Raw genomic sequence first — 15,518 nt, 5'->3', positions numbered from 1 at the left:
CTTCTTCCTAGTGCTTTGTTAGAAAAGCAAAAATCAAGCAGACGGGACTCTTGGATGGGAGGTCCACGTGCGTGATGACGGGCTTGATCGTGCGATCGATGCCGCGGGCGGCATCGCCCAGCTTGCGCGCAAAATCGGCATCAGCCAGCCGTCCGTCTCGAACTGGACGCGCGTGCCCGCACAACGGGTGATTGCGGTCGAAACCGCCACCGGCGTTCCTCGCAACGACCTGCGGCCCGACCTCTACAGCGAACAAGCCGTTTCCTCAGAGCTCGTCGATCCCGTCGATGCCGCGCGGGCGCAGGAATACGCGCTGCTGGCAATGCTGCTGTCTGCGCCGCCGTCGCGACGATTGCTCGACCAGCTTTCCATGTTGACGGGCGACACGACGCCGCTCGGGCGCGCGCATGTTGCGCTGGCTGAGGCGGCCTCAAGCGCTGTCGCGGCGAAAGTCGAGCGCGAATATTTCGACCTGTTCGTCGGGCTCGGCCGCGGCGAATTGCTGCCCTACGCCTCCTATTACCTCACTGGCTTCCTCAACGAACGGCCATTGTCGCGCCTGCGTGCGGACCTGGCGGGGCTCGGCATCGAGCGGGTTGCCAACAACTCCGAACCTGAGGATTCCGCCGCCATCCTGTGCGAGATCATGTCGGGCCTTGCCGACGGACGCTTCGGCGTCTCGCCCGATGCCCAGCGCGCCTTCTTCGAAAAACATGTGTCGCCCTGGATGGCGCGGCTGTTCGCCGACATCGAGAGTGCCGGGAACGCCCGTTTCTATCGGGCGGTCGGCGCGCTCGGTCGCACCTTCATCGGGATCGAGACGGAAGCATTCACATTCGCCAACTGATCGACGCGCGTCGGTCCGGGAGAGATGCGATGAGTGAAGAAACCAAAGCCAAGGTCGGACGCCGCGATTTCTTGCGCAAGGTCGGCATCGGTACGGTCGGCGCGGGCGCGACGCTCGCGACGCCGCTGGTCGGCTCCGCGCAAGCGGACAGCGAGAACAACGATGAGAAGCGCAAGGCGCGCTACAAGGAAACCGACCACGTGAAGGCCTATTACCGCGTCAATCGCTACCCGACTTGAGAGGGAGGCCGCCCGTGCTTATCAAGCGAACCCACCAGAATTCCAATCGCCGCGGTTCTGTCGCGAACACCCTTGCAAGCCAGACTACCGGTCTCGATCGCCGTACCTTCCTGCGCCGGTCCGGTCTTGCGGGTGGCGCGCTCGCAGCCCTCGGCACCCTGCCGGTTTCAGGCGTGCGCAAGGCGGAAGCGGCCGTGGCGGGTCCGCTGACCGCCGGCGCCGCCGTCAAGAAGAGCATCTGCACGCATTGCTCGGTCGGATGCACCGTGACCGCGGAGGTATTGAACGGGGTTTGGATTGGCCAGGAGCCGAGCTGGGAGTCCCCCATCAATCGCGGATCTCATTGCGCGAAGGGCGCTTCGGTGCGCGAGCTGGTGCACAGCGAGCGGCGTCTGCGCTATCCGATGAAGCTCGTGAATGGGCAATGGACGCGCGTCTCCTGGGACACCGCGATCAACGAGATCGGCGACAAGATCTTCGAGGTTCGCGAAAAATCGGGGCCGGATTCCGTCTATTGGCTCGGCTCGGCCAAGATGACCAATGAAGGCTCGTATCTGTTCCGCAAACTCGGGGCGTTCTGGGGCACCAACAACACCGATCATCAGGCACGCATCTGCCATTCCACCACCGTCACCGGCGTCGCCAACACCTGGGGCTACGGCGCGATGACGAACAGCTACAACGATATTCGCAATGCCAAGACCCAGATGATCATGGGTGGCAATCCGGCCGAGGCGCATCCGGTTTCGTTGCAGCATTTGCTCGAGGGCAAGGAGCTGCAAAAGGCCAACTTCATCGTCATCGACCCGCGCATGACGCGCACCGCCGCGCACGCGACGGAATACGTGCGGATGCGTCCGGGTACCGACATTCCTGTGCTCTATGGCATCATGTGGCACATCCTCCAGAACGGCTGGGAGGACAAGGAATTCATCAAGCAACGCGTCTACGGCTTCGACGATCTCCGCAAGGAAGTGGAGAAATGGAATCCGCAGGAGGTCGAGCGCGTCACCGGCATTCCCGGCGAACAGCTCAAGCGGGTGGCTAAGATGTTCGCCACCGAGAAGCCGTCGACGCTGATCTGGGCCATGGGCCAGACCCAGAAGACCGTCGGCACCGCCAATGTGCGGGCGAGCTGCATCCTGCTGCTCATGACCGGCAATGTCGGCGGACCGGGCATGGGCGCCAACATCTTCCGCGGCCACGATAACGTGCAGGGCGCGACCGATGTCGGGCTCGATATCGTGACGCTGCCGTTCTACTACGGCCTTGCAGAAGGCGCCTGGAAGCACTGGTCGCGGGTCTGGGAAGTCGACTACGAGTTCCTGAAGTCGCGCTTTGATTCCAAGCAGATCATGGAAACTCCCGGCATTCCGCTGACCCGCTGGTTCGAGGCGGTGACGCTGCCGAAAGATCAAGTCGCTCAGAAGGACAACGTGCGGGCCGTGTTCGTTCAGGGACACGCCAGCAACAGCATCACCCGCATTCCGGAGTCTCTCAAGGGCCTGAAGGCGCTGGACCTGCTTGTCATTGCCGACCCGCATCCCACGACCTGGGCGTCGCTGGCGGTGGAGGCTGGCCGCAAGGACGGCATCTACATTCTTCCGGTGGCCACGCAATTCGAGTGCAAGGGATCTCGCGTCGCCTCGAACCGCTCGCTGCAATGGGGCGAGCAGATCGTGAAGCCGATATTCGAATCCAAGGATGATCTCGAGGTCATCTATCTCATGGCCAAGAAACTCGGCTTCGCCGACCAGATGTTCAAGAAGATCAAGGTCGAGAACAACCTGCCTGAAGCAGAAGACGTGCTGCGCGAGATGAACCGCGGCAGCTGGTCGACCGGCTATTGCGGCCAGTCGCCGGAGCGGCTCAAGGCGCACATGAAGAACCAGGCAAAGTTCGACATGCTGACGATGCGCGCGCCGAAGGACGATCCCGAAGTCGGTGGCGATTATTACGGCCTGCCGTGGCCGTGCTGGGGCTCGCCGGAAGTCAGGCATCCCGGCACGCCGCTGCTCTACAACACCAATCTCGCGGTGATGGACGGCGGCGGCACGTTCCGACCACGCTTCGGTATCGAGCGCGAGGAGAAGCTGCCGGACGGAACCACGCGCAAGGTCAGCATGCTGGCCGACAAATCCTATTCCAAGGATTCCGAGATCCAGGACGGCTATCCCGAATTCACGCTGGCGAGCCTGAAGAAGCTCGGCTGGGACACCGATCTCACCGAAACGGAGATGGCCACGATCATGAAGGTCAATCCGACCAATCCGGATTCGGTGTCGTGGTCGCTCGATCTCTCAGGGGGCATCCAGCGGGTCGCGCTCAAGCACGGCTGCGTGCCTTATGGCAATGGCAAGGCTCGCATGAACGCATTCGGCCTGCCTGATCCGATTCCGGTCCATCGCGAGCCGATCTACACGCCACGCGTCGACCTCGTCGAGAAATATCCGACGCTGCCCGATGCCAAGCAGTTCCGCATGCCCAATATCGGCTTCTCGGTGCAGAAGGCTGCCGTGGAAAAGGGGATTGCCAAGCAGTTCCCGCTCATCCTCTCCTCGGGCCGTCTGGTCGAGTATGAGGGCGGTGGCGAGGAGACGCGGACCAATCCGTGGCTTGCCGAACTGCAGCAGGACATGTTCATCGAGATCAATCCGGCCGATGCTGCCGATCGCGGTGTCAAGGATGGCGGCTGGGTCTGGGTCACGGGCGCCGAGAACAATTCCAGGGCGAGGATGAAGGCGCTCGTCACTGAGCGCGTCGGCAAGGGCGTCGCCTGGATGCCTTTCCATTTCGGCGGCTGGCTGGGAGGCAAGGATCTTCGTAGCGCCTACCCGAAGGGGACCGATCCGATCGTTCTTGGCGAAAGCGCGAACACCATCACCACCTACGGATACGATCCCGCGACCGGCATGCAGGAGCCCAAGGTCACGCTTTGCCAGATCGCGGCGGCATAAGGAGCAACGACGATGGCACGTATGAAATTCCTCTGCGACGCCGACCGTTGCATCGAATGCAATGCCTGCGTCACCGCTTGCAAGAACGAGCATGAGGTGCCCTGGGGCATCAACCGGCGCCGCGTGGTCACCATCAATGACGGCAAGCCGGGCGAGCGCTCGATCTCGATGGCCTGCATGCATTGCACCGACGCGCCCTGCGCGGCGGTGTGCCCGGTGAACTGCTTCTACACCACCGCCGATGGCGTGGTGCTGCATTCCAAGGATCTCTGCATCGGCTGCGGGTATTGCTTCTACGCTTGTCCGTTCGGCGCGCCGCAATATCCGAAGGTCGGAAACTTCGGCTCGCGCGGCAAGATGGACAAATGCACCTACTGCGCCGGCGGCCCGGAGGCCGACGGAAGCAAGGAGGAATACGAGAAGTACGGCGCGAACCGCCTCGCCGAGGGCAAGCTGCCGCTGTGTGCCGAAATGTGCTCGACCAAGTCGTTGCTTGCGGGCGACGGCGAGATCATCGCCCAGATCTACAAGGAGCGCGTCTTGAAGCGCGGCTACGGCTCGGGCGCGTGGGGCTGGAAGACCGCGTATCGCGAGACGATCGAGTCCTGAAATGGACAACCGAAGGGCGCACAACACCGGGAGGACGTGATGGCGTCAATTGAAAGGATCATTCGCCTGGCTTTCGGCGCGTGCGCGCTGCTCCTCTTGGTCATGGCGGCGCCCGCAACTGCTCAGCAGGTCAATCCGACCGCGAGTGCGGTCAAGGAGCAGCAGCTTTTGCAGGAGCTCAACCGGATCCAGGGGCGCGTCAGCATTCCCGATCAGCGGTCGGGCGTTCTCGAGCAGCCGCAGGGGCGGGAATGGCGTGAGTTCCGCAACGTGACATTGCGCTGGGTCGGGGGCGTTGCCATCCTTGGCATGATCGCGATCATCGTGATCTTCTATCTCTCCGTCGGGATGGTACGTCTCGAAGCCGGACGGTCGGGCCGCACCATCGTGCGCTTCAACATGTTTGAACGCTTCGTGCACTGGATGACCGCGAGTTGCTTCATTGTCCTGGCTATTTCCGGGCTGAACATCACGTTCGGCCGGCCATTGCTGCTGCCGCTGATCGGCTTCGAAGCTTTCTCCGAATGGTCGCAATGGGCCAAGTACGCCCACAACTATCTGAGCTTCCCCTTCACCATCGGCGTCGTCCTGATCTTCCTGATGTGGATCGGCGGCAATATCCCGAACAAGGTGGATGTCGATTGGGCGAGGCGCGGCGGCGGCCTGATCGGTCACGATCATCCGCCGGCCTATCGCTTCAATGCCGGCCAGAAGATGATCTACTGGATCGTCGTGATCGGCGGCGGCTTGGTTGCAATCACCGGGTACGCGCTCATGTTCCCGTTCTATATGACCGGGATCGAGGCCATGCAGATGGCCCAGATCGTCCACTCCATTGTGGCCGTACTGTTTGTCGCGGCGATGATCGGGCACATCTATATTGGCACGATCGGAATGGAAGGTGCGTTCGAGGCGATGGGCTCAGGCGAGGTCGACGTCAACTGGGCGCGCGAGCACCATAGCCTCTGGTTCGACCAGGAGACGGCACGAGCGGGGCCCGACGACGGACAGTCACGACCCGCAACCGAGGCGGCAGAGTAAGACGGACAGCCGCGAAAACGGGTGGTTCGCTCTATTGCGCCGGTTCTTTCGCAAACAAGATCGAACGGTCTTGCATCTCCTGTTCAGGGAGCTTGTTCGCCTGACCTGTCTGCAATTCTTGGATGGATGGCATGCCCTTCTGATCGAACAGTGCGTGCGATCTGAGCATGCTGCTGGCCGCTCCGGCGAGAAGCAAGGCTGCAATGAGCGAGAGCATGAGGCGTTTCATGCGCATCTCCGTCTGCCATGTCCACCCAGCACGACGGATACACGTATATTGCCTTGCGCAATGTGAGCCACTTCACAGCTAGCGGTTCCGAAGTCATCGACGCGTCTCGTCCAACGAAGCCGGAAGTACGAAGCGAGGAAACGGGAAGAGCTGGATCAGACTCGCACGAATACGTTCGGCGCTGTCTGTTGTGATGCGGCTTTGGTCGTGACGAGAGCCGGAATCAGGGTCTAAGCTGCGATGTTTGCCGCTGTGCAAGTGGCCGTATGGCCTCGCTCTCGTGGGCGCGATGTGGGCACCGGTAGACCCCAAAGGATCCATCGAAGGCAATTGGCGCCTGTCGAAGGCGGGCTAGAGAGGACACGGCACGCTTGCGGCGAATAGGCGTTGCGCATCCATGCTGGTCTTTGATTCAGCCAGCATGGTGATCAGAAATGCACTAATTTGGGGATCGTTCGCGTGCGATATCTCGTTGCTCGTGGCTTTCGCGCACGCGACGCCGATGGTCGTCTGTCTCCCGAGCGCCGTGCTTCCGCCCTTCGTACTCTCTCCCGGAGCCGCTTCAATTGAGCGAGCAGGTTAACGAGCTCGATCGCTGTATGATGCAGAACAGCCAGGCTGCAAACCCCAGTACTCACTATAACACCCCAACAGGCCTTGCCGAATCCGTGACGGGAAGATCGAATTTGTGACGACGTGACAATAATTTCTAAGCAATGGATCCCGGAGTCGTCCGTTCGCTTTACGACGATACGCAGAAATATTTTCGAGCACTCTAGTGCATTGCATCAAAATGCTTGCATCGGAAAAGGGAGTTTGGACGCGCGCTTTGAAATGGCCCTGGCATTACTTCAGCGCGAAGGAGCCGCACGAAGGATATCCACCGTCCGGGCGATTGATTCTTCGACCCAGGCCTCGCGGGCGAACCAGTTGTGATTGGCCTCACAGATTGGGCAAAGAGTATTGCCGAAAAACACGATGCTCCGCAGGAAAGTCTCGCGATCGGATTTGATGCCGGTAGGAATCGCGCGACCCGTTTGCGGACACTCGACCATGACCATACCCATGTGACCCTCCCAGAAACATACTGCTGAAAAAGGGGCCGGTCGGCTGGAGTGCGCTCTCGTCGGTGCGGGTTACTTGGGGGGCATCGCACCTGGGGTCGTTGTCGAGCAAAGGGCAGCTTGCTCGTGACGACGCTTCTCCAACCGACCGGATTCCTGCTTGGCGAATTCTCGGGATACCGCCGGCTTAGCCGGCAGGCCTATGCAATGAGGCTTTCGGCTTCAACCGAAGGCTTCTGGGAGGCCCCTCACAATTAGCATGTCCAAATCCCTGCGGCTTCGTGCCAAATATTCTGCTAAATATCTTCCTCTTGACGGACAGATCGGCCAACCGGATCACTGGTCTCACTCCCCCTCACGCAACTCGTTAACATTATCTTTTCGCATTTAATGCGCAATTAAATTCGTGTTGTCGGTCCGGTTTGCGACTCTCGGTCGATTTATTTTGTGGGCTGTCGCGGCGGGGTGTCGTCATCGAAAAGGTCGGGCCCTTCGCGCGCTCGGCCCATCCCTCACTACCTGCCATCAGTCGGGTGCACGCCGCCAATTAGCTTTGGTAACGGGTGGTTAGGTTCGGTTCAAATATGAAATAAATTTTGATTATATGGCACTGTTGTAAATATCATTGTTAATTGCTGCCGATCACGTAAGCTAAGCTCGTCCAGGTTTCGTTCGGCTGGAGGAGACAATGTGGGATTTAACTCTTAGCGAGTACGATTTCGCCCCCGATGCGCCGCAGTTGGCCCAGATGCGCGCGGATTTGATAGGCATTGGCGAGAAGGAGCGCATTCTGCGAGAACGCAGTGCCGATCGCGAAGCCTATCGGTACCTCCTGGATGCTCATCGGTTGAGCGCGAGCGCACTTTCTTTGAGAGCAGGTGTTGAACATTTCTCCGGAGGGAGGGGGTAGGGCAGCCAGCTGTGGCATGACGGACCGGATTGTGGCTTCGAAACGAGGCCGATTGGGTCGCTTGTGCCCGGCAGACGGGAATTGCTGCGCCGCGGACGGTTCGGATTGACTTCGTGGGCTGTCGAGGCCGCGACGATAGCATCCCAGGCGCTGTCGTCGCTTCGTCGGTACAGCGAGGCAGATGTCTTCACATTGGTTGGAGCCGTGCTGGAAAGATCGTCGGCAGAGATGGTGTTGAGACCGGCTTCGGACGCAGTGTTCGCGCTGCTGGACGGTCGATCAGTGCTCTTCAGCGGAGCAGGGCAGAAGATCTTTGAACTGGACCGAATAGGGGCATTCATCTGGTGTAAGCTGGCGCAAGGCGCCTCTCTGGAAGACGCCTGTAAGGGGCTTGGGACGCTAGGCGTTGACGAGCACACGGCGCGCCAGTTCACGCGACAGGTCGTAGATGCCTGGATCGATCGAGCGTTGCTCGAGGTCGACTGGCAAATGCGGACCGATTGTGCCTTCTCAGCGGTACTGGGCCGGCACCGAATAGGGGTCCGAGCTGCAAATCGGGACCTGTTGGGGCGGCTGTGTTCGCTGTTTTGTGTTTCAGACCAAAGCGCCGGCGGCGATGACGACATTGCGATCGAGGCAATGATGCTGGACGAGCAAGTGATCTTGCGCGGAGAGGATTCCAGCACCTCCAGATGTCAAGTCGAGGCTCTGGCCCCAACGATCAAAGCTCACATCACCGAGCGGCTTATTCGAAGCGATCGCTGGACCTTCTCCCTTCATGCCGCTTCTCTTGTGAAGGACGGTATGGGCCTGTTGTTGTGCGGCCAACCGGGAGCTGGAAAGTCTACCCTCTCATTGCAGCTGGTAGATGCCGGACTTCGGTACGCCGGCGATGACGTTGCGCTGGTTGGCGCGGACGGAGCGATCTGCGGCATCCCGTTTGCACTCACCCTCAAGGAGGGATCGTGGGATTCGCTCTCGCGACTACATGGCGGCCGGTACGATGCGACGCATTGCCGCTCCGACGGCGTTCTGGTGCGATACGTACCCATTGCGGATGCGTACCGCCAGAGCTTTTCCGCAAGCTGGATTATCTTCTTGAACCGTGTCGCGAGCGGTCCGGCCGAACTAACCGCGATAGATCGACTGGATTCGATGAAGCGGCTCATCGATAACGCGTTTGCTGCTGACGGAAGACTTTCGCAGGCCGGATTTTTCGCCTTGAAGCGGATCATCACGGGCGCGCGCTCGCTTCAACTCACCTATTGCGAGGCCGTGGAGGCTCGGCGCGTGCTTATGGATCTATGCAATGGCAAGGCATAGCGCGGCGCTGACGAGCCTCTGCAATTGCCTGCGAGGCATGCCACCTGTCGATGTCGAGTGGACGTCCGTAATCGCGCTCGCAAATCAGACACTGACGACGCCGGCGCTCATCGATTTTGTCGACAAATTTGCACCGATCCTTTCGGAGGACGTCTGCGGATATATTCGCCAGATCTACCGCCGGAACGTGCTGCGGAACAATCGGCTCGTCGCTCAACTCGAAGAAGCCGTCATTGCGATGAACGACCTGGGAATTACGCCAATCATGCTCAAGGGGGCATCGACACTGGTGACCGCGCCCGAGGAGCGACGAGGCGTTCGGCTAATGTCTGACCTGGATATTATGGTTATGCCGGACGACGCCAGATTGGCGGTCTCCGCCCTATGCGCAATTGGCTACGATGTAGACTATGAGACCCCTCCTGAAAGCCCTAGATGGCATGTCGAGCTAAATCGCTCGCAGGATGTCGGGACCATCGACCTGCAGCGGGCAGCTCCAGGTCCTGCGTACCTCTACCAGAGCTTCGGGCACCCGCTGAACCATTGTGTGCCGGCGCCGCTGGGGCGCGGACGCGTGTATATCCCCGCGCCCACCTACCGGGCGCTCATGTTGATCATCCATGATCAATTTCAAGACTACGGTTATTGGCTGGGCGATCTCGATCTGCGGCACCTTGTGGAATTGCGCGATATGAGCAATTCTGCTGAGGGCCTGGATTGGAAAGAGCTTGCCTCTCTTGTGTCAGGCGAATTGATGAAGAACGCGGTTGAAACTCAGCTGTTCGCTCTTTCTGAGTTGCTTGGCGTCGAGATTCCGCAAGAGTTGCGTTCTCGGCTGATTCCCCGTCTGCAGTTCATGCGACAGTTGATGCAAGCACGATTTCCGGCCACACGCGTGCCCTTCCTCGCAATGATGATGCTGGATCTCGGAAACTACCGGAAGATGGCTAATGACACCATCCAACCCACTGCGCGCCGGCGTGGATTGTGGTCTCTGCCGAGGATGGGAACCCTGCAGTTTCTGTTGAAGGCGGCCGTCGCGGTGCGCGCAGGGAAGGCCTAAAATCACAAGCTTCTCCGTAAAGGCGGCAGCTCCGAAGCGAACGCTTTCAATTGGCGTTCCGAGCGGCTGCCAGCTTCCGTGGATCAAACGATTTCGCGCATGCGGGATTTGCAGTGGCAGGGCAATCAATGCCCCTGACCACCAGCATTCTGGTCGGAGGCTTCACCGTTCTCGTGAATCCTGAACTCCTCCAATGTGTGCCCTGATTGTAGTGCGGCGACCAGCCAGCGCGGCTGTTTGCCACGTCCAGACCAAGTCTCTGTCGGTTTGAGAGGGTTGAAGTACTTCGGTACGACCTTTGGGTATTTGCGGCGGGGAGGCTGGCCTAGGCCCATCTCTGCCGCCCCGCTCTCGGGCTCACCGACCTGTTCCGGTTGATTGAGTTGCGCCAGGCGCTTCTCCAACTCGCGCTTTTCGGCCGTGATTTTTTCAGCAAGAATCTTTGTTAGCTCCTCGTGGAGGAGCCAAAGTTCCTCAAAATCCATGGTTTCGAGATCTTGCCTGCGCATACGATTCTGGTCACCGTTCGACCCACGCCCCGACTATCTTGTCATCTCCACGCCGAGTATCGTTTCCGAGCGCCAAATCTGGGGATAGATCCAAGGCTGGTTTTTCAAATTAGCGTGACGATAAATAAATAATATATTATTTAATATTTATTGCGAGGATTATTTTCGTTATTTTTAATGCCCCGGAGAAAGGGGTCGGATGTTATCGATTGCCCTCTGGGCGCTTTCAGGAGGCCATCAGCCGGTTCATCGCGCCCGCGGCTGAATAGACTGATAGCCAGGCTTTGAAGCCACAAATCCAGCTGCGACGGCTCGCCCTCAGGCGTATTGCAGTCCCTCAGCATCCCGGATGCCGCGGGTCCATGGTCGCATTTCAGTAAGAGCGAAGCAGCGCGGCCCGCGTGACGGATATGTTTTTCGAGGGCGCGGCATGGGAGGTCGATCCCACGCCCGACCCAACGTTTCATTCTTCACTTGAGTCGAGACGTCGGTGCACGCAAGGCGCGTAATGTTACTTCGGCCGCTATTAAATTCAGCGGATAAGTTCATTTTTTTGTCTTGATCAGAACCGGCGGCGCAGTTATGTGGAGCACGAACCTGCCGTTCGGTTCCACATATTTTTGAATAAGCTGACCACTTGGTTCTTGATTACCCGGCCGGGACAATATTAAATGGGCGCAACTACAGGATGCTAGCATGTCGACCAAGAAGCTCGAACTAGAAGCGATGTCTCTCGACGATCTATGGTCGCTTCATGAGGAAATTAGCGGCATTTTGTCGGATCGGATTAAGGCCGAGAAGCAGGAACTCGAGAAACGCCTGGCGGTTCTCGGCGGGGGGATGGCTGTGTTGGCCGAAGCAGGTGGGCCGGGCGTCTCGCCGACCGGCAAGCAGAGGCGCAAATATCCGCGCGTGCTGCCGAAATATCGTAACCCCCAGACTTCCGAAACCTGGTCAGGGCGTGGCAAGCGGCCGCGGTGGTTGGTTGCTGCCATGAAATCCGGCCGTCGGATCGAAGAGTTTCGCATAGGGGCAGCGGCTCCGAAGCTCCGGCAGCGGGCGTGAAACCTCGCTGCGCCAGCGGGGTTGCGGAGTCTGGGGCTTTGGGCGGGGATCAACCCTAGTAGGCGTTGCGGCCCCGCAAGACCTCCATCGGAGTTTGCAACACGATTGCGAGATCCAGCCGAAGACTCCAATTGTCGATGTACCAGAGATCGTACTGTACACGTGCTTCGATCATGGACGCTGTGGGTGTTGCACCGCGGCAGCCGTGGATCTGGGCCCATCCAGTCAATCCTGGCCTGACCCTGCGGCGAAACGCGTAGTTTCGCACGAGCTTGTCAAATTCCCCGTCGTGGGCCAAGGCATGGGGACGCGGACCCACCAGCGACATGCTGCCGTCAAGAACATTTAGCAGCTGTGGCAGTTCATCGAAGCTTGACCGCCGTAGCCATTTGCCGACGCGGGTGACACGTCGATCGGCGTGGTGGGCCTGAAGGATCACGGGCCCGTCCTCGAGCACATGCATGGTCCGGAACTTGCGGATCAAGAAGGTCCGGCCGTTGAAGCCACAGCGCTTCTGCCGAAAGAATACAGGGCCCGGAGAATCCAGTTTGATCGCGACCGCGGCCAACGCAAGCAGCGGCGCAAGTATCGCCAGCGCGAGTCCCGCGCCAATAATATCAATCATCCGCTTCGTCGCGCATTCCAGCGGTGTGAGGGGGCCGGGCTGAAGTTCTACACAAACGGCGCTTCCAAGACTTCGCGTATGATGTCGAAGCAATTCGGATGGTGTGCCGACCGGCACAAACATGATTGGGAACGGCAATACCCGTAAATCGGCAATGAGGGCCCGAAGTTCGTGCCATCGTTCCGGCTTAGCTTCCACCACCACCTGCTCAAGCTGGCAACTGCGAATGTAATCGATCACGCGGGCGGTGAGCCGCCTTCGACAGACAGGACCAAAGCCCATTGGAGGCAAGCTGAACCGTCCCTTGACGCAATAACCGTGCATGGCGAGCGCTTCAGACAGCCCCGCGTTCTTCGATAGTGGTTGATCGCTGATCAGAACAATATTTGTCTCGGCGAACTTTCTGCCGCTGAGTCCCCTTCCGAGAAGCGCCTTGACCCCCCACCGCTCGGCCATAAGCAAGCCGAGGCCCAAGACGGCGAAAAGCGGGGCTGCTTGCTGAGAAGACTCCGGGCGAACCGCAAAGCCGGACACGGCCCAGATGAAGAGCAACAACGACGTCCAAGCCATACAGACGACGCGTATTTGGTTTCGGAGGGCGAGGAGCTCAACTGGCTGATAAAGGCCCTGGGTCTTCAGCACGCAAACGAGATAAGCCGCGCTTACTAGCGCCAAGCCAGTTGCAGCGCCCAAGTCGCCTGCGGCTTGTCCATTTTTAGCCTGATGCAGCAATGTGGAAGCGACGCTCGCAAACAAAATGGTCGCAATATCCGCGCAGAGCGCCACGTATTCAACCGAGTCATAACGGAGGGGCCATTTGTGCTGGCGGGACACAGCCGGCCCGGGACTGACACGATCCGTAACCTCCCGATCGGGAAAATGTCGGTTCACGAAGTTCATTTCTCGGGCACCAGCGAGTTAATATTTAATATATTATTAATTAACTGAATTTATCAAGAAAAAAAATACCGACCTTGGCTATCTAGCATTCCGTGCCGCCCGGAGGGTTTACCGAGATCCCTGTCGGGAGTTCCGCGCGTGTATCTTGTCGAGGTACGACGGATCCAGCTCCGAAATCAGGCTCTCAAGATAGACCTTTCCGTCGGCCGAAGCCGACCGGTATGCGGCCGCAAGCACCGGGCTCACGATAGGCTGATGCGTAACGACGATGCTGACGTCTCGTTTGATCAAGTCACGGAACTCGAAGTCCCGTAGCACTGCATCTGTAGCGAGTGCGATGGACAGCCTCAACGGAAGCAGATCCAACTCGTTGGGCGCGGTGTACCACGACATCTTGAGCATCGCTGCCGTGCTAGACTCAGCCAAATTGTGCTTCGATGCCGCCGCGAGCAAGAGCCAAATGTCGCCGCGGAGGGGCGAAGAGCGCAATGCACGAGCAAACGCTTTTGAAGCCGCCGGAGAATCTGTCTTTTGCTCGTCCGCAGCTGGTGCCGAATCCCAGCCGGATCTCGCTTCTCCTCGGAGAGATAAGTCTTCACGTGCTGCCGCAACTGAAACCGGTTTCGAGATCCCGTACGGCCATGGCGCTATTGTCGATAGGGCTGTCGACAAAGAAGATTGACCACCGAGATACCACTCCGGAGGGACCGTCCATACTGCCTGCATGATCAGCGCGATTCCAAGCAGCATCAGGGCAGCGCGGGGCCAAATCGCGTTCAATGACGACGCGAACTTTGGAAGCGGCGCCGGGGCCGGACCGGCCATCCGCTCCGAAGGCGCCTTCCATTCCGCGGATATGGCGTCTCGGCCCGCGCCGGGGAGGCTTTGAGCGAACGCCAGTCCAAAAAGCGCAGCGACCAAAAGCGACGCGCCCAAACCCAGAATTCCGTGATCGGCAAAGGCTAGTATCGTTAGCGCTATCGAAGCGCCCGCGCCCAGGGCCGGGTACACGTAATCGTAAGCTCGAGAAAGGGAACGCCTGACCAGAATACAGGCGCCGAGCATCGCTATAATTACGAGGCCGCAAAGGAAGGCCCAGCCCATATCTATGACAATGGCTGCGGCGGCGGTTGGTCTTTCTCGTGTCGCGTCGGTTCCAACGTCGCGATAAATCGGCAAGAGGACCGCCGAAGCGCCCGCACCGGATCCTGCCGGCGCGACGTCTTGCAGCATCCGTTCTGTCGCGATCTGGCTGCTCGTTGACAAGGCGATCGTCAGATCGGTGTTCGTTTTGAACGGAATGACCGTGACGCTGGCAATAGAGAATATCGCGGCTGTTGCGAAAATGCCGGCGGTACCCCACAAGCCCAAGAACCACCTGCGAATAGCGAATACCGATAGCAAGATTCCTGATCCGAGGAGGGCAGAAACGATGGCGGTGGAGTTGGCCCGGCTGAGCAGCGCGGCCAGGCAGACGATCATTGCGATGATCGCCGCGAACAGAGCCGGGAGCGGGGCTGGCGCGATTGTTCCGGGCCGACTGTGCCGTCGTAGCTGATCGAGCGCTCGTATTGCCGTCGCACAGGAAAGCAAAACGCCGAGCACAGCGACGGTTGAGCCATCGGGCCCGGCAATACCAGTTGTTTCCTTACGGAACCACATAGCAGTGGCGATCGTGGCTATCGACAGGAGAATATGAAGGACTTGCGCCGCGCGGTATCGATCAAGCGCGATGACCGCGGTGAGGAGGGCCGCGGCGAGCACTGCACAATACTGCGAGAGCGAGACCATAGTCGCCCTGGTATCGACCGTGACTATTTCGGCGAGCGACTCGTTCAGGGCGGCCGATGCAGTGGCCCAAATGGGATTGCCGAATGTGCCCATGGGCATCGGCACTGCCTGTAACGCCATCCAGAGCGCCGGAGCCACGAGTACAGCGACGAGACCGGGCCGGAGCAGCTTGGAGAGCCCGAGGGAGGTGGACGATGGAAAGATCGCTACGACCAGCGCGGCCGTTGCAAGTACGAAGGATGCCAACACCCAGCTTTGCAGGCTTTCCGGCATCGCGAGCGCCGCGGTAATCGCCACGAACTCGGCCAACATGACAAGGCGGATAATCATGTGAACCTCATCGTGG

At 59.4% G+C, this 15,518-nt stretch carries 14 protein-coding genes; 9 read left to right on the top strand and 5 right to left on the bottom strand.

From position 1 onward, the window contains the following. Positions 1-67 precede the first annotated feature (67 nt). The 5 genes from GGD62_RS23575 to GGD62_RS23555 are packed head-to-tail and all read left to right on the top strand — an operon-like array spanning position 68 to position 5,693. The gene (locus tag GGD62_RS23575) at positions 68-847 is read left to right on the top strand and encodes a molecular chaperone TorD family protein (RefSeq protein ID WP_179731125.1); all 780 of its coding nucleotides are present in this window, start codon (positions 68-70) and stop codon (positions 845-847) included. 29 nt (positions 848-876) lie between these two features. Beyond that, on the top strand, positions 877-1,086 hold the full coding sequence (locus GGD62_RS23570) for a twin-arginine translocation signal domain-containing protein (protein ID WP_183710432.1): 210 nt from the start codon (positions 877-879) through the stop codon (positions 1,084-1,086). Positions 1,087-1,100: 14 nt separating this feature from the next. Next, positions 1,101-4,043 (top strand): formate dehydrogenase subunit alpha, encoded by a 2,943-nt coding sequence (locus GGD62_RS23565; RefSeq protein ID WP_018316105.1) that lies wholly within the window; start codon positions 1,101-1,103, stop codon positions 4,041-4,043. Between the two features lie 12 nt (positions 4,044-4,055). Next, positions 4,056-4,652, top strand: coding sequence for a formate dehydrogenase FDH3 subunit beta (gene fdh3B / locus GGD62_RS23560; RefSeq protein WP_018316106.1), 597 nt, complete (start codon positions 4,056-4,058; stop codon positions 4,650-4,652). Between the two features lie 39 nt (positions 4,653-4,691). After that, the gene (locus tag GGD62_RS23555) at positions 4,692-5,693 is read left to right on the top strand and encodes a formate dehydrogenase subunit gamma (protein WP_018316107.1); all 1,002 of its coding nucleotides are present in this window, start codon (positions 4,692-4,694) and stop codon (positions 5,691-5,693) included. 31 nt (positions 5,694-5,724) lie between these two features. Here the strand turns inward: GGD62_RS23555 and GGD62_RS23550 are convergent, their stop codons facing one another. Together GGD62_RS23550 and GGD62_RS23545 are read right to left on the bottom strand one after the other, a co-directional pair. Then, the gene (locus GGD62_RS23550) at positions 5,725-5,922 is read right to left on the bottom strand and encodes a hypothetical protein (RefSeq protein WP_246784211.1); all 198 of its coding nucleotides are present in this window, start codon (positions 5,920-5,922) and stop codon (positions 5,725-5,727) included. Between the two features lie 851 nt (positions 5,923-6,773). Further along, positions 6,774-6,989 carry a hypothetical protein gene (locus tag GGD62_RS23545; RefSeq protein WP_049814761.1) on the bottom strand — a complete coding sequence of 72 codons (216 nt, stop codon included), beginning with the start codon at positions 6,987-6,989 and terminating at the stop codon, positions 6,774-6,776. Positions 6,990-7,674: 685 nt separating this feature from the next. Here GGD62_RS23545 and GGD62_RS23540 point away from each other — a divergent pair. From GGD62_RS23540 to GGD62_RS23530, 3 genes are all read left to right on the top strand, one after another. Beyond that, on the top strand, positions 7,675-7,896 hold the full coding sequence (locus GGD62_RS23540) for a hypothetical protein (protein WP_245283133.1): 222 nt from the start codon (positions 7,675-7,677) through the stop codon (positions 7,894-7,896). A 105-nt stretch (positions 7,897-8,001) separates the two neighbouring features. Beyond that, positions 8,002-9,219 carry a serine/threonine protein kinase gene (locus GGD62_RS23535; protein WP_183710430.1) on the top strand — a complete coding sequence of 406 codons (1,218 nt, stop codon included), beginning with the start codon at positions 8,002-8,004 and terminating at the stop codon, positions 9,217-9,219. Next, positions 9,206-10,282, top strand: coding sequence for a nucleotidyltransferase family protein (locus GGD62_RS23530; protein ID WP_246800256.1), 1,077 nt, complete (start codon positions 9,206-9,208; stop codon positions 10,280-10,282). The genes GGD62_RS23535 and GGD62_RS23530 overlap by 14 nt, the downstream gene beginning before the upstream one ends. Positions 10,283-10,407: 125 nt before the next feature. On the opposite strand, the gene GGD62_RS23525 is transcribed toward GGD62_RS23530, so the two are convergent. Beyond that, entirely contained in the window at positions 10,408-10,791 is a 384-nt protein-coding gene (locus GGD62_RS23525) for an H-NS family nucleoid-associated regulatory protein (protein ID WP_018316113.1), read from the bottom strand. Positions 10,792-11,487: 696 nt separating this feature from the next. Between GGD62_RS23525 and GGD62_RS23520 the strand changes: the two genes are divergently transcribed. Continuing rightward, positions 11,488-11,856: an H-NS family nucleoid-associated regulatory protein gene (locus tag GGD62_RS23520; RefSeq protein ID WP_018316114.1), complete on the top strand. Its 369-nt coding sequence runs from the start codon at positions 11,488-11,490 to the stop codon at positions 11,854-11,856. Between the two features lie 55 nt (positions 11,857-11,911). Here GGD62_RS23520 and GGD62_RS23515 read toward each other — a convergent pair whose 3' ends face one another. After that, positions 11,912-13,381, bottom strand: coding sequence for an exopolysaccharide biosynthesis polyprenyl glycosylphosphotransferase (locus GGD62_RS23515; RefSeq protein ID WP_026201608.1), 1,470 nt, complete (start codon positions 13,379-13,381; stop codon positions 11,912-11,914). A gap of 108 nt (positions 13,382-13,489) precedes the next feature. Beyond that, positions 13,490-15,502 (bottom strand): hypothetical protein, encoded by a 2,013-nt coding sequence (locus tag GGD62_RS23510; protein ID WP_183710428.1) that lies wholly within the window; start codon positions 15,500-15,502, stop codon positions 13,490-13,492. Between the last annotated feature and the right edge of the window lie 16 nt (positions 15,503-15,518).

This window comes from Bradyrhizobium sp. ERR14 (genome assembly GCF_014198235.1).
Lineage (GTDB): Bacteria > Pseudomonadota > Alphaproteobacteria > Rhizobiales > Xanthobacteraceae > Bradyrhizobium.
This window is presented reverse-complemented; position numbering and strand designations above follow the sequence as displayed.